Here is a 22,839-nt window from a genome sequence, read left to right as displayed (position 1 = left end):
AGCTTGACTGCGAGACCTACAAGTCGAGCAGGGACGAAAGTCGGGCTTAGTGATCCGGTGGTTCCGCATGGAAGGGCCATCGCTCAACGGATAAAAGCTACCCTGGGGATAACAGGCTTATCTCCCCCAAGAGTCCACATCGACGGGGAGGTTTGGCACCTCGATGTCGGCTCATCGCATCCTGGGGCTGAAGTAGGTCCCAAGGGTTGGGCTGTTCGCCCATTAAAGCGGTACGCGAGCTGGGTTCAGAACGTCGTGAGACAGTTCGGTCCCTATCCGTCGTGGGCGTAGGAAATTTGAGAGGAGCTGTCCTTAGTACGAGAGGACCGGGATGGACACACCGCTGGTGTACCAGTTGTTCCGCCAGGAGCATAGCTGGGTAGCTACGTGTGGACGGGATAAGCGCTGAAAGCATCTAAGCGTGAAGCCCCCCTCAAGATGAGATTTCCCATTACGTTAAGTAAGTAAGACCCCTTAGAGATGATGAGGTTGATAGGTCTCGGGTGGAAGCGTGGCGACACGTGGAGCTGAGAGATACTAATCGGTCGAGGGCTTATCCAAAACATAAAGCGTTGATATTCTTCTAGTACATTATCCAGTTTTGAGAGAATGACTCTCAATCATAAGCGTCGAAGAAATTCGAAGCTTATCAAAATCCGAATAGAAAATTGTTAGAAGCGAGTAGTTCGAGGCGGCAAGTTCACGAGTAGCGGAATGTACGTTTGAAGGGTACATGAGCAACGCAGGGAGCGCAGCCAACGAAGAAATGCGAAGCTTATCACAATTTTATAAGTCTAGTGGCGATAGCGAAGAGGTCACACCCGTTCCCATGCCGAACACGGAAGTTAAGCTCTTCAGCGCCGATGGTAGTTGGGGGCTTCCCCCTGTGAGAGTAGGACGTCGCTAGACACCAGGCACAATCCCATGTGGGTTGTGCCTTTTTTTTGTGAAAAAACATGAATAAGCTACAGGAGATGAAGAGCTTTTGGCTCAAAGAGACGCCGAGCTACGAAGGAAAGTAGATGAAACATCGTGCAGAACCAACGAGGCGAATCTACTTGCCTCCTGTGAGAGGAAATCTTTCAATTCGTAAAACGCGATGAAACACATCGAAGTGGGTGCAATAAGAAAAGAATCCCGATAGGAAAGAAAGGTTTAGAGGGATATCACTAGGCAACAGGAAAAGTCCATATGGTTGTACTTTGATAGTAAATAAACTGTCCAGCTACCCAGCTATAGACGTTGGGGGATTAAAGCCAAATGTCTATCCTAAGGTATACTGTTGGGGTCAAACGTTATTAGTACACTTAAAGGCGTAATTAATGCTGAGCACTATTCACTATAGAACAGTGCTCATTTATTTTGAGATGTTATTTGGTTTTCCATGAGAGAAAAAAGTAGTAGAGGAACTTTTTCTGTTGCAACTGATAAGAATTTATTAATAAACGGGTAGTCATATTCTGGATAGTGATGAAACAACTCTCCCCACCATTCTGTTTCATACCGACAAATCATACTAAGATTGTAAAGGATTAAGTAATGTACAATTATTTCTGGTACGTCTAACAAATCGCTTTTATAAGGAGACAAGTAATAGTTGTCATCTGTAGCATATAAAAAAGGGTAACATTGTGTAGGGTGGATAGAAGAATTGCCATTAAGTAATAAATGTTCACCAGTTGTTTGATTTTCTGACGTTTGAAAGGTTTGTTTTGAGCGTTCTGAAATATGGGCACAAAAGCTTGAAAGACCAAATTGAAAATCATCTAATATTGTAGTTGGTATTTTTAGATTATGATTAATAATTTTAATTAGGTAAGGTTGTTTCTTTTTTTCTATTTCTACAAATAAAGGGTGCAATTCAAAAATTTGTCGAAGTAAAAGTCTCATTTTGTACTTTTCTCCCGAGAATTGTTTCACATGAAACATTTTTTCAGAAAAATGAGTTAGCAACCCATTCTTCTGAAGTTTCACTTCATCGTCGAGAAAGATATACTGACTTTTCTTTCGTTTTCTCGTTGTTACTCCGTGCGCAAGTACTTGACTTGTTTCTGGATAATGAGGATCTTTTATGAGTAAGCATGCTTTCATTAATTGAACCATGCCATAAAACAGGAGTACAGGCCGTATCTCATTTGGTGAAACTTGAACTTGTGAAAAATATTTTTCACCATGTTCAAGATAATATATATAAGGATATGTATTTCGAAAGGCTAATGCCTCACATTCCTTTTCTCCACTTAATTCATAACAAGATTTTAAAAACGATTGAGTATATTTAGCAGATCGATATTTTAAAATTTTATTCCAAGTATCTATTTTCATTTCCATAAAATCAGTACCCTTTCTTCATAAAGCTTGTTATGATAATCTTTAGAAAAATCTAATTACTTTTCCTTTCTTGACAGTAGTTTAACCAATTGTTAAGCTACAAATAATATTTACAGGAAAAACTTATTTATATGAGAGGTTTGTTCAAAAAGTCCAGGAAAGATTCCTAACGAATTTCATCATTGGTTTGCTGCTGCGTTACTCATCTATGGAAAGCATGCGCTGTGCTATTCAACTGCAAACCTCGAAATTCTTGGAGCTTTTTGTCCTCCTTTTAGAACTTATTTATAGGAGAGGAAGGGAATTATTGTGTGGGAAAATAAGTTTGCTAAAGAAGGTTTAACCTTTGATGATGTATTGCTCGTTCCGCAAAAATCAGAGATTCTTCCTAAAGATGTTTCAGTTAAAACGGAATTAACCGCAAAGTTGAAACTCAATATGCCAATTATAAGCGCAGGGATGGATACTGTAACTGAGGCTAGTATGGCAATCGCTATGGCACGAGAAGGTGGAATTGGTATTATACATAAAAACATGTCCATCGAGGAACAAGCTGAGCAGGTTGACCGTGTGAAACGATCTGAAAGTGGTGTAATTACAAATCCGTTTTATTTAACACCTGATCGCCAAGTTTTTGATGCCGAACATTTAATGGGTAAGTTTCGTATTTCTGGTGTACCAATTGTTGATGAAAAGCAAAAGTTAGTTGGAATTCTTACAAATCGAGATTTACGGTTTATTGAAGATTATTCAATTCAAATTGATGATGTTATGACAAAGGAAGATTTGGTAACTGCTCCTGTTGGTACAACGTTAGCAGAAGCAGAAAAAATATTGCAAAAGTATAAGATTGAAAAATTACCACTTGTGGATGATGAAGGCATTTTAAAAGGACTCATCACCATTAAAGATATTGAAAAAGTGATTGAGTTTCCTAATTCAGCAAAAGATAGTCAAGGCAGATTAGTTGTTGGTGCAGCTGTAGGTGTTACTGCAGATACGATGCTTCGTGTAAAGGCACTCGTTGAAGCTGGTGTAGATATTATTGTAATTGATACTGCACACGGACATTCTCAAGGTGTTTTACAAAAAGTACGTGAGGTTAGAAAAGAGTATCCAGATCTTGATATAGTCGCAGGTAATGTTGCAACAGCTGAAGCAACTAGAGATTTAATTGAAGCTGGAGCTAGTGTTGTAAAAGTGGGAATTGGTCCAGGATCCATTTGTACGACACGAATTATTGCTGGGATAGGAGTTCCTCAAATTACAGCCGTTTATGACTGCGCTACTGAAGCGAGAAAACATGGTGTATCGATTATTGCAGACGGTGGTATAAAGTATTCTGGTGATATCGTAAAAGCATTAGCTGCAGGTGGCCATGCAGTTATGTTAGGAAGTCTATTAGCAGGAGTATCAGAGAGTCCTGGTGAACGTGAAATTTATCAAGGACGTCAGTTCAAAGTATATAGAGGTATGGGTTCTATTGGAGCTATGGAAAAAGGCAGTAAAGACCGTTATTTCCAAGAAAATAATCAAAAGCTAGTTCCTGAAGGAATCGAAGGGCGTATTCCTTATAAAGGTCCACTTTCAGACACTATACACCAATTAATTGGAGGTATACGTGCTGGAATGGGATATTGTGGTACTAAAACAATTACCGATTTACGAGAAAATGGACAATTTATCCGAATTACAGGTGCAGGTTTAAGAGAAAGTCATCCACATGACGTGCAAATTACGAAAGAAGCACCAAATTACTCGATTCAATCGTAGAAAAACTAGGTCAAAACCCTTAACATAACTGTAATAGATAGGTACTTTACCTATCTATTTTTTTATGTGTAGATGTGTTACAATACCGTTTGTGTAATGAATAAAGAGGAGTGGTTGTTAATGATACACAGATATAAAAAAGTAGTAGTCCATACGTTACTTTGTGCCATTGTTTTTGTTACTTTTTTTGGTTCATTCCAAAAAGTTGAAGCAAGCATAGATTTAGTAGCTGAATCTGCTATTTTAGTAGATGCCAATACTGGGAAAGTATTGTTTGAAAAAAATGCAGATGTCATGTTACCGCCAGCAAGTATGTCAAAAATGATGACAGAATACTTGGTGTTAGAAGCAATTCATAAAGGAACGATTATGTGGGATCAAACGGTTCCGATTAATAGTTTTGTTAGTAATATGTCACACCAAGCTGGATCTTCAAATGTATTCTTAGACCCAGAAGAAATGTATACTGTAAAAGATTTGTATGAAGCAATGGCTATTGAATCTGGAAATGCAGCGACCATTGCACTTGCAGAAGTCATTGCAGGTGGTTCGTATGCTACATTTGTTGAACGAATGAATGAGAAGGCAGAAGAGTTAGAACTAGATGATTACAGCTTTGTGAACTCAACGGGTTTACCAAATCGGTCATATCTTGGTCAGCATGTTGCTGGTAATGAAAATGATGAAAACCGTTTATCTGCCCGAGCAACCGCTAAACTTGCCTTTCATTTAATTAATGATTTTCCAGAAATGTTAGATACCGCAAGTATCCCGATGCAACGGTTTCAAGGTGAAGTATTAACAGACGTAGATACACAAGCTTGTTTAAATGATTGGACATGCATGAAAAACTGGAATGAGATGTTACCAGGATTAAAGCATGAGTATGATGGGATGTTAGGACTAAAAACAGGATATACTAATGAAGCAGGATACTGTTTTACTGGTGTTGCTGAAAAAAATGGAGTTACATTAATTTCTGTTGTCATGCGTTTGAAAGATTTAGATGATAGATTTACTGAAACCCAGCGCCTTTTAGACTACGGTTTTAATAATTTTAATCAATACGAAGTTCACCTTGAAGATGTATTTGAAGAAGGTGTAACAACATTACCAGTAGTCAATGGAAAAGCACGTGAAGTAAAAGTTACAGTAAGTGAACCTTTAAAAGTGTTGTTGAAATCTGGAGATGAAGAATTTTTTGCCCCTCTCTTAGAGTTAGATCCTAATCTGGTTACTGAAGATGGTGAGCTCATTGCACCAATTGAACAAGGTGAAGTTATTGGTACTTTGACAGCAATTCATCAAGGAGATACAGAATATAGCCATTTGTATGCTAATGCGGTTCAACATGAAATAGTACAGGTTGAGACGGCAGAAGCTGTAGAACGTGCAGGTTTCTTTAGTCGAGGGATGCGTGGAGTTGGTGGCTTTATCTCAAATGTTTGGACGAATGTTGCGGACACAGTAAAAGGTTGGTTTAATTAATCCAACCTTCTTTCTCTACTTTGCATTTGCTTTACTTTAGAAAAGTGGTACAATAATTACTGAAAATTTATTATATTGTGCGTGTTGCTAGGTAGAATTACATAGCTACGATATAAAAACAACACGAAGAGCTCATAGAATGTATAGGAGGAATTACGAATGGTAGAAACGGGTACAGATCGCGTAAAACGTGGAATGGCAGAAATGCAAAAAGGCGGCGTTATTATGGACGTTGTCAATGCAGAACAAGCTAAAATTGCTGAAGCAGCAGGTGCAGTTGCAGTTATGGCATTAGAGCGTGTTCCTGCAGATATTCGTGCAGCAGGTGGGGTAGCTCGTATGGCTGACCCAACAATTGTTGAGGAAGTTATGGGAGCAGTTTCAATACCAGTTATGGCTAAATGCCGTATCGGTCACATTGTAGAAGCACGTGTGCTAGAAGCATTAGGTGTTGACTATATTGATGAGAGTGAAGTCTTAACGCCGGCTGATGAAGTATATCATTTAAATAAAAATGAATATACAGTTCCTTTTGTCTGTGGAGCTCGTGATATTGGTGAAGCTTCTCGTCGTATTGGTGAAGGTGCAGCAATGCTTCGTACAAAAGGTGAGCCTGGAACAGGAAATATCGTAGAAGCTGTGCGTCACATGCGAATGATGCAGTCTCAAGTTCGTAAAATTGTTTCTATGTCAACGGACGAGCTAATGACTGAAGCGAAAAACACAGGTGCACCTTATGAAATCTTACTTCAAATTCAAAAGGAAGGTAAATTACCAGTCGTTAACTTTGCAGCTGGTGGTGTAGCTACTCCTGCTGATGCTGCGTTAATGATGCAGTTAGGTGCTGACGGAGTATTCGTTGGTTCTGGTATCTTTAAGTCAGATAATCCTGAAAAATTTGCTCGTGCAATTGTTAGAGCAACTACACATTTCCAAGACTATGCTTTGATTGCTGAACTTTCTAAAGATCTAGGGTCAGCGATGAAAGGAATTGAAATTTCTTCATTAAATCCTTCTGAGCGCATGCAAGAGCGTGGTTGGTAAAATTCCTACTCAATTAGGGAGGGAGCTTAGATATGATTAAAATTGGAGTTCTTGCTCTTCAAGGGGCAGTTCGAGAACATATAAAATGTCTTGCAGCTCCTGATATAGAAACCGTAATTATAAAAAAAGTCGAGCAATTAGAAAATGTTGATGGCCTTGTTTTCCCTGGTGGAGAAAGTACGACAATGCGCCGATTGATTGATGAGTATGGATTTTTTGAAGCGCTACAAGAATTCGGAGCTAAGGGTAAACCCATTTTTGGAACGTGTGCAGGCCTTATCCTTATGTCCAAACATATTGTCGGGCAACCTGAAGGACATTTAGGGTTCATGGATATGACTGTACAGAGAAATGCCTTTGGTAGACAACGTGAAAGCTTTGAAACGGACTTAATTGTAACAGGAGTCGGTGATGATATTCGTGCTGTATTTATTCGTGCACCGCTTATTGTAGATGTAGATGAAACTGTTGAAATCCTTTCAAAGTTTAATGAAGAGATTGTTGTAGCGAGACAAGGGCATTACTTAGCTTGCTCTTTTCACCCTGAATTAACAGATGACCATCGCTTTCATCAGTATTTTGTAGAAATGGTCCGTGAATCAATAAAACAAAAAGTACAAGCGTAATAAAGTAATGCGTTGATGGGATTTAGTAGCAAACGAATTTCGTATTTAGAGAGTCGGTGGTTGGTGAAAACCGATCGAAACCGTTTGTGAATTCTGCCCCCTGAGTGGAATGCCAATGAAAGTATATTCAAAAGCATTTCCGGTAACAGCCGTTATCTGTTATAAGAGGCAATAGATGTTTTCTATTTGCAAGAAGGGTGGCAACGCGGGTGCTCTCGTCCCTTAGATAGGGATGAGGGCTTTTTGCGTTTTTTTATCCTTTCCCATTTTTAACATTTTGATGTTAAAAATGGGAAAGGTACTATTTACTATCAGTAAACTGTTTATTTCTTATACCTCGTGGCATAAATGTATAGAGACTTTTAATTGATTAGTAAATAGTGAATAATGGTAATAAGGAAAGTATTGTATAGGAGGGTAAATAAGTATGCTTGATATAAAATTATTGCGTAAGGATTTTAGTGAAATTAAAAAGAAACTAGAAATGCGTGGAGAAGAATTATCAGGAATTGATCAGTTTCAAGATCTTGACGAAAAAAGAAGAACAATAATTGTTTCTGTAGAAGAATTAAAAAGTAAAAGAAACGCAGTTTCTCAAGAAGTCGCTCAATTGAAGCGTGAGAAAAAAGAGGCAGATCATCTAATTTTAGAGATGCGTGAAGTATCCGATAAAGTAAAAGAATTAGACGACGAACTTCGAACAATTGAAGAACAGTTAGATTATTTACTCTTGACGATTCCTAACATTCCACACGAAACGGTTCCTGTCGGTCAAAGTGAAGATGACAACGTCGAAGTTAGACAATGGGGGGAACGGCCTGAATTTTCTTTTGAGGCAAAACCACATTGGGACATTGCAACAGAGTTAGAAATACTAGATTTTGAAAGAGCAGCCAAAGTAACTGGAAGTCGATTTGTATTTTACAAAGGACTTGGTGCAAGATTAGAACGAGCATTACTGAATTTTATGATGGATTTACACCAAGATGAGCATGGTTACGAAGAAATTCTACCTCCTTACATGGTCAATCGCACAAGTATGATTGGAACAGGGCAATTACCAAAGTTTGAGGAAGATGCTTTCAAAATAACTGAAGAAGATTATTTTCTCATTCCAACAGCTGAAGTACCTGTAACAAATTTACATCGAGATGAAATTTTATCAGTGGAACAATTGCCGATCGCATATACAGCTTTTAGCGCTTGTTTTCGTTCAGAAGCTGGTTCTGCAGGAAGAGATACTAGAGGACTCATTCGACAACATCAGTTTAACAAAGTGGAGCTAGTTCGATTTGTAAAGCCAGAAGAGTCGTATGAGGAACTTGAGAGACTAACTGGACACGCTGAGAAAGTTCTTCAATTATTAAAGCTTCCTTATCGTGTTATGAGTATGTGTACAGCAGATTTAGGATTTACAGCAGCTAAGAAATACGATATTGAAGTTTGGATCCCGAGCTATGGTACATATCGAGAAATTTCTTCTTGTAGTAATTTTGAGGATTTCCAAGCAAGAAGAGCCAATATTCGTTTTAAACGAGAAGCAAAAGGTAAAACAGAGTATGTTCATACATTAAACGGATCTGGATTAGCGTTAGGTCGAACTGTTGCGGCAATTTTGGAGAATTATCAACAAGAAGACGGTAGTGTTATGATCCCTAATGTATTACGTCCTTATATGGGGAATAAAACAAGTATAAATATTAAATAATATAAAAAAGCTAAGCAAAATTTAATTTGCTTAGCTTTTTTCATGCAATAAAGTTAATAATAATTTTATTAGAAAAATACTAAAATATCGAGTATTAAAGACAAGTTTTGCATATTCGTAAAAAAAAACGATAGATTTTTCTAATTTCGAAATAGAACTTTTTTCTCAAATTAGTTTTTGAAAGGGCTTCCAATCCCTTGAGAATCATAGTTTGTTAGATTTTTTGCTATAAAAAAATGAAAAAATACAAAAACGAATATTGCAATTGGCTATGATATTACTTATAATGACCTTATTCGGTTTAAATTTTTACGAAATTTACAGAAATATTAATTTAATAGTGTGGTTTTTCGTAAAGATTATCAAGTAAACCTATTTGAAAACGTAAAGTGATGTGATAGCATGAGTAAATTAGATCATATGGACTTTGCTATATTAGGATATCTACAAGAAAACGGCAAAAGATCCTATACAGAAATTGCGAAGTTGTTGGACGTAAGTGAAGGAACAATTCGGACGAGAATTAATCGAATGCTTAAAGAGAATGTATTTGAATTCATTATTCATACTAACCCAAATAAAGTAGGATTAAACGTTCAAGCAATTATTGGCATTTCAACGAAGTTAGGAAGTCAGGAAGAAATTGCAGACCAACTAAATCGGTATGCGGAAGTGCGCTTTGTCGGAGCATTCTCAGGAAGACATGATTTGATCATTCAGGCATACTTTAAGAGCAATGAGGATTTAGTCCATTTTGTAAATAAAGAATTAGCTAAAATGGACGGAATAATAAGTGCTGACGTTAATATAGAACTGAAACAATATAAAGACTCATTTTCTTATGTACAAGAAAAAGATGTATAAAATCCTTATTTTTTATCAAAACAATACAGAACGTACAGCGAGAAAATAAGCAGAGTAGATTGAGGTGCACGAATGGACAAAAATGTTCTATTAGAAGTAAGAGGGTTAAAAACGCATTTTTTTATAGATGACGGTAAAGTAGCAAAAGCTGTAGATGGTGTCGATTTTGACATACGTAAAGGTGAAACACTTGCTCTAGTAGGGGAGTCAGGTAGTGGTAAGAGTATTACTTCTCTATCAGTTATGCAATTAATTCAATCACCACCAGGGAAGATTGTTGCAGGCTCAATTAAGTTAGATGGAAAAGACCTTCTAAAGCTATCTGAAAAAGAAATGACAAATGTTCGTGGAAATGATATTGGTATGATCTTTCAAGAACCAATGACATCTTTAAATCCAGTGTTTACAATTGGAAATCAAATTGCAGAACCATTAATGAAACATAAGAAAATGAAGAAAAAGGAAGCGTATGCAAAAGCACTAGAATTATTAAAGCTAGTTGGATTTCCACGTGCGGATGAAATCATTCATGAGTACCCGCACCAATTATCAGGTGGTATGAGACAACGTGCAATGATTGCGATGGCACTTTCCTGTAATCCGAAGTTATTAATTGCAGATGAGCCTACTACGGCATTGGACGTTACCATTCAAGCACAGATCTTAGATTTAATGGTTGATATGAAGGAAGAGTTCGGATCGTCAATCTTAATGATTACCCATGACTTAGGTGTTGTAGCAGAAACAGCTGACCGAGTGATGGTTATGTATGGTGGACAAATAGTCGAACAAGCTGATGTAAAAGAGCTATTCACAAATCCTAAACATCCGTATACTGTTGGATTATTGAATAGTATGCCGCAAATCGATGATGACAAAGAGCGTTTAGAAGCAATACCTGGAATGGTACCACCAGCGCATAATTTTCCAAAGGGTTGCCGTTTTGCCCCTCGTTGTAAACATGCGATGGACAAGTGTACTAACGACGTACCTGAACTTTATGATGCAGGTCCAGGGCATAAAGTACGTTGTGTTCTTTTTGACGGAAAGGAGTAAATAATGACTAACAAAGAAAACTTACAACATGACAGAGAGAAGCTAGTAGAGGTTAAAAATTTAAAAAAATACTTTCCAGTAAAAGGCGGTATCCTTCAACGTACAGTTAGTAATGTAAAAGCAGTAGATGATATTAGTTTTGATATATATAAAGGTGAAACTTTAGGTATTGTTGGTGAGTCTGGTTCTGGTAAGTCAACAATGGGAAGAGTCCTGCTTCGCTTATTAGATCCGACTTCTGGAACTATAAAATTTGAAGGAAATGACATTTCTACAATAAGTCAAAGAAAACTTCGCCCACTACGTAAAGATATGCAAATGGTTTTCCAAGATCCATATGCATCACTTAACCCACGTATGAGTGTAGGGGAACTTATTGAAGAACCAATGCTTGTGCAAAATACGATGTCTGCTAAAGATCGTAAAGACATGGTTGTTGATTTATTAGGTAAAGTAGGGTTAGGTCCAGAAGCTCGCTTGAAATATCCGCACGAATTTTCAGGTGGTCAACGTCAAAGAATTGGTATTGCTAGGTCATTATCAACAAAACCAAAGTTTATTATCGGGGATGAGCCAGTATCAGCGTTAGATGTATCTGTGCAATCTCAGGTATTAAATATTATGGAAGATCTGCAAGATGAATTTGGATTAACGTATTTATTTATTGCCCATGATTTAAGTGTTGTTAAGCATATTAGTGATCGTGTTGCGGTTATGTATTTAGGGAGAATTGCAGAAATAGCACCGAAGCATTCCTTATACGAAAAACCACTTCACCCATATACACAGGCGTTACTATCAGCAGTTCCATCAACAAACGTACATGCAAAAAGGGAAAAAATTAAACTATCTGGTGATTTACCAAGCCCGTCAAACCCACCAACAGGATGCTCTTTCCATACGAGGTGTCCAAAAGCACATGATCGTTGTAAAGTAGAACGCCCAGATTTAACTCATATGGGAGATGGCCATTATGTTGCTTGTCACCTATATACAGATCCAGAGCCAAAGATTGAGCCAAAAGAAGTTTAATAAATAGTGCTTTTACCTTTTTGAGGAGGTGATGGTTCAAAAGGAAGGTTTGAAAAAGTAGTTTTGTAGCAATCTATGTATTAAAGACATTTTCAGGGGGGAAAACAATGAAGAAAAGTTTAGCATTAATGTTAGCTGGCGCTCTTTCTCTTAGTACAATTCTTGCTGCATGTGGAGGAGGCGGAACGGAAGAAGAAGCTCCAACAACTGATCCAACAGAAGAAACAGAGCAAGGTGAAGAAGCTGCAGGTGAACCACAACAAGGTGGTACAATCAACGCGGCTATGTTCTCAGCTCCAGCTGGTCAATTCAATCCAATTTTCTACGCAGATTCATATGAGGCAAACATTTTAGACTTCACTCACGAAGCTCTAGTTGCTCTAGATGAAGAGTTACAATGGATTCCTTCATTAGCAAAAGAGTGGGACTTTAATGATGACCATACAGAGTTAACTTACATCTTAAACGAAGGTGTTCAGTGGCACGATGGTGAAGAGTTTACTGCAGATGACGTAGTATTCACTTACACTTCAATTGCTGATGGTGCTTATACTGCTGCTGGTGGTGTACGTGTTGATTACGTAAACCAATTAGTGGGTTATGAAGAGTACCGTGATGGTGAAGCAGATACTTTAGCTGGTGTTGAAGCAGTCGATCCTTACACTGTTAAATTTACGTTCAAAGAGCCAAGTATCACGGCAAACCAATATACAAGTTTCCCAATTATTCCGAAACATGTGTTTGAAGAGGTTCGAGTGAGTGAAATGCCTGAGCACACAGCATCTCGTAACGCAGGTGAAGTTATCGGTACAGGTCCTTTCAAATTAACAGATATTCTTGAAGGACAACAATATGTTTTAGAGCGTAATGAAGATTACTGGCAAGGTGCTCCATACTTAGATCGTATCGTATGGAAAGTAGTAAACCAAGATGTTATGCTTGGACAACTTCAAAATGAAGAGCTTCACATGGTAGGTCTTCCAGGTGGGGTACCTGCAGCTGATGCACAAGATGTAGAAGCAATGCAAAACGTTACATTAGTTCAAGATCAAGATTTTGGATACCAATATATGGGCTTCAAGCTTCATCACTCTCAAGGTGAGCAAAGTGACTGGACTGACAAGTCTGGATGGGTTCCAAACGAAAAGTTACAAGATGAAAAAGTACGTCAAGCCATCGCGCATGCAGTTAATCGTCAAGGATTTGTAGATGGATTACTTTATGGTTCAGGTACTGTATTAAATGCTCCATTCCCAGAAGCTTCTTGGGCATTTGATCCTGATGCAGTAAATGACTATGAGTACAGTGAAGAAAAAGCTAATGCACTTCTTGATGAAGCTGGATTTACTGAAAGAGACGGTGATGGTTTCCGTTTAGATCCAAATGGAAACGAATATACGTTAAATCTTGATTTCCCAACTGGTAACACAGTTCGTGAGCGTACAGCTCCAATCATTAAAGAGAACTTAGAAGCTGTAGGTATTCGTGTAAACATGCGTAGCCCACGTGAAGCAGCTGCTCACTTTGAGATGGTAGAGCAAAACAACACGGATTGGGATTTATATTTAGCTGGATGGGGATTATCAACTGGTGACCCAGATCCATCAGGAATCCACAGATCAACTGCTCCATATAACTACTTACGTTGGGATGACACTCATAGTGATGAGTTATTAGATGCAGCATTAAAAACACCAGAAGCATTTGACCTTGAATATCGTCAACAAGTATATCGTGACTGGGCAAACTACTATTCTGAGCAACTTCCAGCTTTACCGTTATACAGTGCAAACGTAAACGTTGCATTTAACACGAAGTTCCACGGCTGGACAGTTAAGCCTCGTAATGTAAATGCTGACTCTCATTTATGGTGGTTAGAACAATAATTTTTTAAAGTAGAAGTACAAGGGTGCATGGTCTAGACCTGCTATGCACCCCCTTTTACTGAGTAGGAGGAGGACAATCATGTATAAATACATCATACGAAGGGTCTTGCAATTTATACCTATGCTTTTTATCGTGACAGTTGTTATTTTCGCATTAGCCTATGCGGCACCTGGAGATCCACTATCTGGTGAAATCTTAGATCCAAATATACCAGCGGAAGTGTTGGAAGAGCGAAGAGAAGCATTAGGGTTAAATGACCCCATACCAGTTCAATATTGGAATTGGCTATCTTCTGTAGCAGTAGGTGATTTTGGACAATCCATGCACTATACAGGACGTTCAGTAAGTGAACTGATTGGTTCACGTATTATGAACACGTTATATCTATCATTATTTTCACTTTTTATAACGATCGTAGTAGCAATTCCAATTGGAATTTACTCTGCGAAAAAACCATATTCTTTGCTTGACTATAGTGCAACTACTTTTGCTTTTCTCGGTCTTGCAACTCCAAACTTCTTTGCGGCGCTAATTGCTATTTATGTATTCTCGTTCCAATTAGGTTGGTTTCCATCTCAAGGAACGGTTTCAACAATTGGCTTAACAGGTTTTGAGTTATTCTTTGATAAATTAAGACATTTAGTGTTACCAGGATTTACGCTGGGTTTAGCAAGTACAGCGATCTATATGCGTTATATGAGAACAGAAATGATGGAAGTTATGGGTAGTGACTTTATTCGTACGGCAAAGGCAAAAGGTTTAGGACCAAGACCTGTATTATACAAGCATACTCTTCGAAATGCATTAATTCCGATTATTACTCTACTCGGTTTTGAATTTGGAACATTGTTAAGTGGTGCCGTTATTACTGAGGCAGTATTTAACTATCCAGGCTTAGGAACACTGTTTTTAAACTCGATTATGAATCGTGATTATCCAGTGATTATGGCAATAAACTTACTGTTAGCAATAACAATCCTAATAGGTAACTTACTTGCTGATATTTTCTATGCTGTAGTAGATCCAAGAATACGTTACGATTGAGGTGAGCGCAATGAATAATACAACTAATGTTGAACAAACACAAAAACCTGCAAAAAGTGCGAGCCCTTTACAGCTTGCAATGCGTCGCTTCCTTCGTAATAAACTTGCAGTTGCTGGGATCTTTATATTAGTATTTTTTGTTTTAATAGCACTTTTTGCACCTTTATTAACAAACCATGATCCTACAAAGTCGAACTTAATGAATGTCATGGCGAAGCCTAGTGCTGAACATTGGTTAGGAACCGATAGTTCTGGACGTGATAATTTCGCACGAATGGTGTATGGCTCACGTATTTCCTTAACAGTAGGGGTTACAGCGATGGCCTTTACGTTATTGATTGGTGTTGTTTTAGGATCGTTAGCAGGGTATTATGGTGGCAAAGTGGATAGTCTCATTATGAGGGCTGCCGACTTGATGCTCATATTCCCGTTCTTACTTTTAGTACTAACCGTAATGGCAATATTAGAAAGAATAAGTGTTCCTATATTTGTAACCATAATTGCATTAACAACCTGGCCAAATATAACGAGGATATTACGTGGAACGTTCTTAGCATTACGAGAAAAAGAATTTATTCTAGGAGCTCGTTCTATTGGATGTTCAGACTTTCGCATAATCGCAAAACACTTTTTGCCGAATGCAGTTGGTCCAATTATTGTAAATGCTACGTTAATGATGGCAACGATGATTATCATTGAATCAGCTTTAAGCTTTATTGGTTTTGGTATTCCTCAACCGACTCCAACATGGGGGAACATGGTAACTGAAGCTCGAAGTTTAAGGGTGTTAACTCAGCATCCAGAAGCATGGATTCCGCCTGGTTTGGCCATTCTATTTACGGTCTTGGCAATTAACTTCATAGGTGATGGACTTCGAGATGCATTTGACCCGAAGACGAAACGATAAAAAAGTCCCTGCATTTGCAGGGATTTTTTTTCAATTAGTGAATAAGAAGAACTGAGTGAACAATACTTTTAATAGAGTGTAGTAAGAGAGGAATGGGTTTATGAGACAAAAAAAAATAGGGCAACCATTAAAAAAGAGTGAACTTCATGCTATGGAAAAAACGTTTCTTCGCTGGGTAAGTTTAAAGCGCTTAGAAGAAGACCTTCAAAATCGTAGTAAGGAAAGTCATTAACGAATATGGATTGCATAACAAATGATGAATATTATATGCAGTTAGCCATAGATGAGGCAAAAAAAGCCATGGAAATAAAGGAAGTTCCTATCGGTGCAGTCATTGTAAAGGCTGATAAGGTCATTGCTAGAGCTTATAACTTACGAGAGACAACAAAACAAGCGCAAGCACATGCGGAAATGCTAGCAATTGAACAAGCATGCCGTCAGTTAGACAGTTGGAGACTAATGGACTGCACGTTATATGTAACATTAGAGCCATGTCCAATGTGCGCAGGGGCAATAGTGCAGTCAAGGATTAAAAGAGTTGTCTACGGCGCAGTCGATCCTAAGGCAGGCTGTGCAGGAACTCTTTACGATTTGGTTAATGATTTTCGGTTTAATCACCAAGCAGAGGTCACAAATGGAATTCTTGCTGATCAATGTGCCCAATTATTAAAAGATTTCTTTAAAACTTTAAGACAAAGGCAAAAGTTAAATAAATAATTTGACGTTATTATGATATACTTAATACAGAAGAGGTACATGCTGAAGTTCTCAGAAATAATAACCAATAGACGAAAGTATTGCTATTGCATTTTATATTGAAAACCTCTATACTAAATTATGCGTCACATAAGAGGCGCACCTAAAATTGTTATTAAATTTGTCGTGCTAGGTGGGGAGGTAGCGGTGCCCTGTACTCGCAATCCGCTGTAGCGAGGCTGAATCCCTTCTCGAGGTCTTGTTGTCGTGAGGTCTGACCTAAGTAAGTGGTGTTGACGCTTGGGTTCTGCGCAACGGAAACCCATGAACCCTGTCAGGTCCGGAAGGAAGCAGCAGTAAGTGGCCCCTTCCGTGTGCCGCAGAGTCGCCTGGGCCGAGCTAACTGCTTAGGTAACGCTTGGGGCAACTTGATCGAAGGAAGGTGCACGGCTTTAAATTTAAAATAAATGTAAAACAGCTTATTATAAGCTGTTTTTTTATTTGTCTTTTGAAAATAGTAGGCGAATTAAGGTATAATGAAAGCAATAGTGACCGAGGAGGAGTAGGAGTTGGGATATCAAGCACTATATCGTGTATGGAGACCTCAGCAGTTGAGAGATATTGCTGGACAAGAACATATTACGAAGACGTTGCAAAATGCTTTAGTACATAATAAGTTTTCCCATGCTTATCTCTTCACAGGACCTAGGGGAACAGGAAAAACCAGCGCCGCTAAAATTGTTGCAAAAGCAATTAATTGTGATCGAGCGCCAGTGCCTGAGCCATGTAATGAATGTAAGTCATGTAAAGGGATTACTGACGGTTCGATTGTTGATGTGATTGAAATTGACGCTGCTTCTAATAATGGTGTTGATGAAATCCGCGATATTCGTGATAAAGTAAAATTTGCACCTAATGAAGTTCGGTATAAAGTGTATATTATTGATGAAGTTCATATGCTATCAACAGGTGCATTTAATGCGTTATTAAAAACTCTTGAAGAGCCACCAAAGCATGTTCTGTTTATTTTAGCAACAACAGAACCTCATAAAATTCCTTTGACGATTATTTCTCGTTGTCAACGTTTTGATTTTAAGAGAATTTCAAATGAAGCTTTAGTAGAACGAATGAAATTTATCATTAGTCACTACGATGTTGAAGTTAATGACGAGGCTCTACAAATGGTTGCTCGTGCTGCTGATGGTGGGATGCGTGATGCTCTTAGCTTATTAGACCAAGCCATGTCCTACTCAGAAAACGCAGTAACACTTGAGGATGTACTTTCAATAACAGGAGCAGTTTCCCAAAACTTTTTGTCGGATATTGTAAATGCAATCCAGGCAAAAGACTCGGTACAGGCTTTAAAATCAGTGAATGTCCTTCTGGCTGAAGGGAAAGACCCTCAACGCTTTATTGAAGATTTGATTTTTTATTATCGGGATATTCTTTTATATCAAACAGCTCCATCACTCGAAGGAATGCTGGAGAGAGCCAAGGTGGATGTTCAATTTGAAAAACTAACAAATGAAGTTTCTCAAGCTTCCATTTATGAATGGCTTCATTTACTTAGTGAAAGTCAACAAGCAATGAAATGGGCAACACAAGGAAAAATATTTTTAGAGCTTGCGATTGTTAAACTGTGTCAAACATCAGCATCATCAACAACGCAGTCTGTAGTTGATGATGAAAAGGTTACAACGCTTGAAAAAAAATTGGCTAGTCTTGAAAAAGAAATACAAGACTTAAAGTCTGGACAATCAAATTTAGTTGCTGGTGAAAAACGGAAAGAAGCTCCTAAACCGTTACAAAGAAAAAGCTCCCCTTCGCTAGGAGGCAAAACAGTTTCCCCTCAAGTAAAAGAAGTATTAAAGAAAGCAACCAAACAAGATTTGCAAACGGTTAGTGGTCAGTGGGGCTTAGTAATGGAGCGAGTGAAACAACATAGTGTTCCTGCGCAAGCTTGGCTAAGTGATTGTAAACCTGTTGCTGCTTCAAGTGATAATATTGTACTCGCATTTCAAAACGAAATGCATAGAGATATGATTGAATCGAAGTTTAGATCCGATGTGGAAAATGTCGTCCAGCAAGTTTACCAAAAACAGATGAGTTTCTTATCAATTTTATTAATTCAATGGGATAAAATAAAAGAAGACTTCTTAAGAGAACAACGTGGTGATACAGATCAACCAGAGGAAGATCCTATTGTCGATGAGGCCATTAAATTAGTGGGTTCGGATTTAATAGAAATTATTGAAAGTAAATAATATTTGGAGGTAGTTAATATGAAGAACATGGGACAAATGATGAAACAAGTACAAAAGATGCAAAAACAGATGATGCAAGCACAGGAAGAATTAAAGGAAAAAACAGTTGAAGCGACAGCAGGAGGCGGTATGGTGACTGTTGTAGCGAGTGGCGATAAACGAATTCTAGATATTAAAATTTCAGAAGAAGTAGTAGATCCTGATGATGTAGATATGCTACAAGACTTAATTTTAGCAGCTATGAATGAAGCGTTGAAAAAAGTCGATGAGCTAGTAGAACAGGATATGGGTAAGTATACAAAAGGTATGAATATGCCAGGGTTGTTCTAAGCAACGTAACACTCTAAGGAGGTAAACTGTTTGCAGTATCCTGAACCAATAGCAAAATTAATGGAAGGCTTTATGAGATTGCCAGGCATCGGCCCCAAAACAGCCAGTCGTCTGGCCTTTTTTGTTCTAGATATGAAAGAAGATGATGTGCTAGACTTTGCAAAAGCACTAGTAAACGCTAAACGTAACCTATCATATTGTTCGGTGTGTCATAATATTACCGATACGGATCCGTGTCGAATATGTGAGGATATGAAAAGAGATCGTTCAACTATATGTGTTGTTCAAGATGCAAAAGATGTTATTGCAATGGAGAAAATGAAGGAATACTATGGTCTATACCATGTGTTACATGGAGCGATTTCTCCAATGGATGGTATTGGCCCTGAGGATATTAAAATCCCAGAGCTATTAAAGCGTCTACAAGATGAAACGGTACAAGAAATTATTATTGCGACGAACCCGAATATTGAGGGTGAAGCTACAGCTATGTATATTTCACGTTTAGTTAAACCTACAGGCATAAAAGTGACCAGAATTGCCCATGGTTTACCTGTGGGAGGAGACTTAGAGTATGCGGATGAAGTAACATTATCCAAAGCGATTGAAGGAAGACGAGAAATCTAACAATTTTTCTTTGATTGGAGCGTGGAAGATGTTTTTTAAGAAAAAAGGCCGTATACGTAAAGAAGAAAACGAAAGATTGTTGTCTTTAATTGATGATATGAAACAAAAATTAACGAAACAACAGTTATTAATTAATAATAGTGTAGATCCTTCCCCTATGGTCTTAAACGATGTAAAAGTTACTGAAGCTAAATACATGTTTTTATTACGAGAAGCAAGAATAAGGCAAACCCGGAGGAACGATAAGGATTAACATCCTATCGTTCTTTTTTTATGTTTTGTTTCATATAGGTAGTAGTAGAAGCTTGACCAAATATAAAAATACAGATGAACTATATGTTTTCCCTTAGACTTGTGGTGGATGCATTGTTGTTTTTTAGCAGATCTAACAACTAATGCAATGCTACAGCTTTAATAAGAATAAGTAATGAAAGGAGCGTGGAAAAATGGATCCTATTTTAATCGTTGCGTTAATTGGAGGCCTTATATTTTTACTGCTGATTGTAGGAGCACCTATAAAACCGCTTCGCTTTGTAGGACAGGCAGCAGTGAAGCTAATGATCGGAGCACTTTTTTTATTCTTTTTAAATGCGTTTGGTTCTCTTGTAGATTATCATATTCCAATTAATATGATCACTGCTTCAGTTTCAGGATTTTTAGGTATTCCAGGCGTAGTATTATTAATTGCTATTGAGCATTTTGTATTATAAAGTTAGTAAGGAACTTACGTTAAAATAAGTTCCTTACTATTTTTTTATAAAAAGGTATTGCATCGTAATTTTAATCGTGGTATATTATTACTTGTCGCTGACGAGGTAGCGTAAACGAAAAAAATAACTGGTTGACACTAACAAGTTGATCTGTTATGATAATAAAGTTGCTATCAAAACAGCAAACGAGTTCTTTGAAAACTGAACAAAAAGCCAAGCGAAATAAAGAGATACATGATATCTCGTCAATGTTTTAAAAACGTCACGTTTGTGACAATGAGCTTATATCAAGCTATTTTCAATTTATTGGAGAGTTTGATCCTGGCTCAGGACGAACGCTGGCGGCGTGCCTAATACATGCAAGTCGAGCGGACCTTTCAAGAGCTTGCTCTTGAAAAGTTAGCGGCGGACGGGTGAGTAACACGTGGGCAACCTGCCCTGTAGACTGGGATAACTTCGGGAAACCGGAGCTAATACCGGATAATCAATAACATCACATGGTGTTATTGTAAAAGTTGGGTTTACCTAACACTACGGGATGGGCCCGCGGCGCATTAGCTAGTTGGTGAGGTAATGGCTCACCAAGGCGACGATGCGTAGCCGACCTGAGAGGGTGATCGGCCACACTGGGACTGAGACACGGCCCAGACTCCTACGGGAGGCAGCAGTAGGGAATCTTCCGCAATGGACGAAAGTCTGACGGAGCAACGCCGCGTGAGTGATGAAGGCCTTCGGGTCGTAAAGCTCTGTTGTTAGGGAAGAACAAGTACCGTTCGAATAGGGCGGTACCTTGACGGTACCTAACCAGAAAGCCACGGCTAACTACGTGCCAGCAGCCGCGGTAATACGTAGGTGGCAAGCGTTGTCCGGAATTATTGGGCGTAAAGCGCGCGCAGGCGGTCTTTTAAGTCTGATGTGAAAGCCCACGGCTCAACCGTGGAGGGTCATTGGAAACTGGAAGACTTGAGTACAGAAGAGGAGAGTGGAATTCCACGTGTAGCGGTGAAATGCGTAGAGATGTGGAGGAACACCAGTGGCGAAGGCGACTCTCTGGTCTGTAACTGACGCTGAGGCGCGAAAGCGTGGGGAGCAAACAGGATTAGATACCCTGGTAGTCCACGCCGTAAACGATGAGTGCTAGGTGTTAGGGGTTTCGATGCCCTTAGTGCCGAAGTTAACACATTAAGCACTCCGCCTGGGGAGTACGGCCGCAAGGCTGAAACTCAAAGGAATTGACGGGGGCCCGCACAAGCGGTGGAGCATGTGGTTTAATTCGAAGCAACGCGAAGAACCTTACCAGGTCTTGACATCCCTTGACACCTCTGGAGACAGAGCGTTCCCCTTCGGGGGACAAGGTGACAGGTGGTGCATGGTTGTCGTCAGCTCGTGTCGTGAGATGTTGGGTTAAGTCCCGCAACGAGCGCAACCCTTGATCTTAGTTGCCAGCATTTAGTTGGGCACTCTAAGGTGACTGCCGGTGACAAACCGGAGGAAGGTGGGGATGACGTCAAATCATCATGCCCCTTATGACCTGGGCTACACACGTGCTACAATGGATGGTACAAAGGGCAGCGAAACCGCGAGGTCGAGCCAATCCCATAAAACCATTCTCAGTTCGGATTGTAGGCTGCAACTCGCCTACATGAAGCCGGAATCGCTAGTAATCGCGGATCAGCATGCCGCGGTGAATACGTTCCCGGGCCTTGTACACACCGCCCGTCACACCACGAGAGTTTGTAACACCCGAAGTCGGTGGGGTAACCTTTTGGAGCCAGCCGCCTAAGGTGGGACAGATGATTGGGGTGAAGTCGTAACAAGGTAGCCGTATCGGAAGGTGCGGCTGGATCACCTCCTTTCTATGGAGTATTTACTCTAGTCGATGCATACTTCGAGTATGTACGCTTTGGTCTTTTTTGTTCAGTTTTGAGAGAACTCAAAACTCTCTGATTTACTTTTTGCATCTGTGTCTACGAGCAACGCTTCGAAGTAAGCTTCCTCGATGCAAGGCTGCAAGAAGTATAACTTAGATGACTGTTCAAGTTGTAATTGAAGTCAGTTGCCTTGTTCAGTTTTGAAAGAATTTACTTCTTTCAATTGATATATTTCTAAATTAAGTGACGAATTAGAAGCAAGGAGTACGAGGCGGCAAGCTCACGAGTAGCGGAATGTACGTTTAAAGTGTACATGAGCAACGCAGAGAGCGCAGCCAACGAAGTAATCCGCCGCTTATCATTCGTCAGTGGTTCTTTGAAAACTGGATAATGACTAGAAATGACATCAAGATTTCACTGGGTTGCACATTGTGTAACCAAGAGTAACTTGAGTCGTCAAGAATTCAACAACCTTTATAGATTTAAGAGACAAATTAGAAGCAAGGAGTACGAGGTGGCAAGTTCTCAAGTAGCAGAATGTACGTTTAAAGTGTACATGAGCAACGCAGAGAGCGCAGTCA

The 22,839-nt window shown here is 39.0% G+C and carries 19 protein-coding genes, 2 rRNA genes, 1 other RNA gene and 4 other annotated features; of the genes, 21 read left to right on the top strand and 1 reads right to left on the bottom strand.

From position 1 onward, the window contains the following. Positions 1 to 87: a sequence feature (23S ribosomal RNA rRNA prediction is too short), on the top strand. 20 nt (positions 88 to 107) lie between these two features. Continuing rightward, positions 108 to 267: a sequence feature (23S ribosomal RNA rRNA prediction is too short), on the top strand. A 19-nt stretch (positions 268 to 286) separates the two neighbouring features. Then, positions 287 to 549, top strand: a sequence feature (23S ribosomal RNA rRNA prediction is too short). Between the two features lie 244 nt (positions 550 to 793). Then, positions 794 to 909: ribosomal RNA gene (gene rrf / locus BK574_RS18180) — 5S ribosomal RNA — on the top strand. A gap of 444 nt (positions 910 to 1,353) precedes the next feature. On the opposite strand, the gene BK574_RS18175 is transcribed toward rrf, so the two are convergent. Then, complete coding sequence (locus tag BK574_RS18175; RefSeq protein ID WP_078429537.1) at positions 1,354 to 2,331, bottom strand: YaaC family protein; 978 nt, start codon at positions 2,329 to 2,331, stop codon at positions 1,354 to 1,356. 309 nt (positions 2,332 to 2,640) lie between these two features. Between BK574_RS18175 and guaB the strand changes: the two genes are divergently transcribed. From guaB to BK574_RS18080, 20 genes are all read left to right on the top strand, one after another. Then, positions 2,641 to 4,104, top strand: coding sequence for an IMP dehydrogenase (gene guaB, locus BK574_RS18170; RefSeq protein ID WP_075389374.1), 1,464 nt, complete (start codon positions 2,641 to 2,643; stop codon positions 4,102 to 4,104). A 120-nt stretch (positions 4,105 to 4,224) separates the two neighbouring features. Further along, complete coding sequence (locus BK574_RS18165) at positions 4,225 to 5,592, top strand: D-alanyl-D-alanine carboxypeptidase family protein (RefSeq protein WP_078429535.1); 1,368 nt, start codon at positions 4,225 to 4,227, stop codon at positions 5,590 to 5,592. Between the two features lie 159 nt (positions 5,593 to 5,751). After that, positions 5,752 to 6,636, top strand: coding sequence for a pyridoxal 5'-phosphate synthase lyase subunit PdxS (gene pdxS, locus BK574_RS18160; RefSeq protein ID WP_078429533.1), 885 nt, complete (start codon positions 5,752 to 5,754; stop codon positions 6,634 to 6,636). Between the two features lie 32 nt (positions 6,637 to 6,668). Beyond that, positions 6,669 to 7,262 (top strand): pyridoxal 5'-phosphate synthase glutaminase subunit PdxT, encoded by a 594-nt coding sequence (pdxT, locus tag BK574_RS18155; protein WP_078429531.1) that lies wholly within the window; start codon positions 6,669 to 6,671, stop codon positions 7,260 to 7,262. Between the two features lie 3 nt (positions 7,263 to 7,265). Beyond that, positions 7,266 to 7,488: a binding site (T-box leader), on the top strand. 201 nt (positions 7,489 to 7,689) lie between these two features. Further along, the gene (gene serS / locus BK574_RS18150; protein ID WP_078429530.1) at positions 7,690 to 8,970 is read left to right on the top strand and encodes a serine--tRNA ligase; all 1,281 of its coding nucleotides are present in this window, start codon (positions 7,690 to 7,692) and stop codon (positions 8,968 to 8,970) included. A 402-nt stretch (positions 8,971 to 9,372) separates the two neighbouring features. Beyond that, positions 9,373 to 9,834 (top strand): Lrp/AsnC family transcriptional regulator, encoded by a 462-nt coding sequence (locus BK574_RS18145; RefSeq protein ID WP_078429529.1) that lies wholly within the window; start codon positions 9,373 to 9,375, stop codon positions 9,832 to 9,834. 72 nt (positions 9,835 to 9,906) lie between these two features. Beyond that, positions 9,907 to 10,890, top strand: a complete 984-nt coding sequence (locus tag BK574_RS18140; RefSeq protein WP_078429527.1) for an ABC transporter ATP-binding protein — start codon at positions 9,907 to 9,909, stop codon at positions 10,888 to 10,890. A gap of 3 nt (positions 10,891 to 10,893) precedes the next feature. Continuing rightward, entirely contained in the window at positions 10,894 to 11,922 is a 1,029-nt protein-coding gene (locus BK574_RS18135) for an ABC transporter ATP-binding protein (RefSeq protein WP_078429526.1), read from the top strand. A 107-nt stretch (positions 11,923 to 12,029) separates the two neighbouring features. Then, positions 12,030 to 13,808 carry a peptide-binding protein gene (locus BK574_RS18130; RefSeq protein ID WP_078429524.1) on the top strand — a complete coding sequence of 593 codons (1,779 nt, stop codon included), beginning with the start codon at positions 12,030 to 12,032 and terminating at the stop codon, positions 13,806 to 13,808. 79 nt (positions 13,809 to 13,887) lie between these two features. After that, complete coding sequence (locus tag BK574_RS18125; RefSeq protein WP_078429522.1) at positions 13,888 to 14,853, top strand: ABC transporter permease; 966 nt, start codon at positions 13,888 to 13,890, stop codon at positions 14,851 to 14,853. 10 nt (positions 14,854 to 14,863) lie between these two features. Further along, positions 14,864 to 15,760 carry an oligopeptide ABC transporter permease gene (opp4C, locus tag BK574_RS18120; RefSeq protein WP_078429520.1) on the top strand — a complete coding sequence of 299 codons (897 nt, stop codon included), beginning with the start codon at positions 14,864 to 14,866 and terminating at the stop codon, positions 15,758 to 15,760. Positions 15,761 to 15,860: 100 nt separating this feature from the next. Beyond that, positions 15,861 to 15,992, top strand: coding sequence for a hypothetical protein (locus BK574_RS28870; protein WP_274379433.1), 132 nt, complete (start codon positions 15,861 to 15,863; stop codon positions 15,990 to 15,992). A 5-nt stretch (positions 15,993 to 15,997) separates the two neighbouring features. Further along, on the top strand, positions 15,998 to 16,477 hold the full coding sequence (gene tadA, locus BK574_RS18115) for a tRNA adenosine(34) deaminase TadA (RefSeq protein ID WP_078429519.1): 480 nt from the start codon (positions 15,998 to 16,000) through the stop codon (positions 16,475 to 16,477). 163 nt (positions 16,478 to 16,640) lie between these two features. After that, positions 16,641 to 16,906: signal recognition particle sRNA large type (gene ffs / locus BK574_RS18110), an RNA gene on the top strand. 119 nt (positions 16,907 to 17,025) lie between these two features. Continuing rightward, entirely contained in the window at positions 17,026 to 18,720 is a 1,695-nt protein-coding gene (gene dnaX / locus BK574_RS18105) for a DNA polymerase III subunit gamma/tau (protein WP_078429517.1), read from the top strand. Between the two features lie 18 nt (positions 18,721 to 18,738). After that, a complete protein-coding gene (locus BK574_RS18100) occupies positions 18,739 to 19,050 on the top strand; it encodes a YbaB/EbfC family nucleoid-associated protein (protein WP_075389358.1) in 312 nt (103 codons plus the stop codon). Between the two features lie 30 nt (positions 19,051 to 19,080). After that, positions 19,081 to 19,677 (top strand): recombination mediator RecR, encoded by a 597-nt coding sequence (gene recR, locus BK574_RS18095; RefSeq protein ID WP_078429516.1) that lies wholly within the window; start codon positions 19,081 to 19,083, stop codon positions 19,675 to 19,677. Positions 19,678 to 19,705: 28 nt separating this feature from the next. Beyond that, the gene (locus tag BK574_RS18090) at positions 19,706 to 19,930 is read left to right on the top strand and encodes a YaaL family protein (RefSeq protein ID WP_078429515.1); all 225 of its coding nucleotides are present in this window, start codon (positions 19,706 to 19,708) and stop codon (positions 19,928 to 19,930) included. Positions 19,931 to 20,123: 193 nt separating this feature from the next. Further along, the gene (locus BK574_RS18085) at positions 20,124 to 20,387 is read left to right on the top strand and encodes a pro-sigmaK processing inhibitor BofA family protein (protein WP_075389361.1); all 264 of its coding nucleotides are present in this window, start codon (positions 20,124 to 20,126) and stop codon (positions 20,385 to 20,387) included. A gap of 303 nt (positions 20,388 to 20,690) precedes the next feature. Then, positions 20,691 to 22,243, top strand: a 16S ribosomal RNA gene (locus tag BK574_RS18080). Positions 22,244 to 22,839 lie beyond the last annotated feature (596 nt).

It is taken from the genome of Alkalihalobacterium alkalinitrilicum (assembly GCF_002019605.1).
In the GTDB taxonomy this organism is placed as follows: domain Bacteria; phylum Bacillota; class Bacilli; order Bacillales; family Bacillaceae_F; genus Alkalihalobacterium; species Alkalihalobacterium alkalinitrilicum.
Note: the sequence above shows the minus strand (reverse complement) of the source record. Positions and strands in the feature narration are given on the sequence as shown.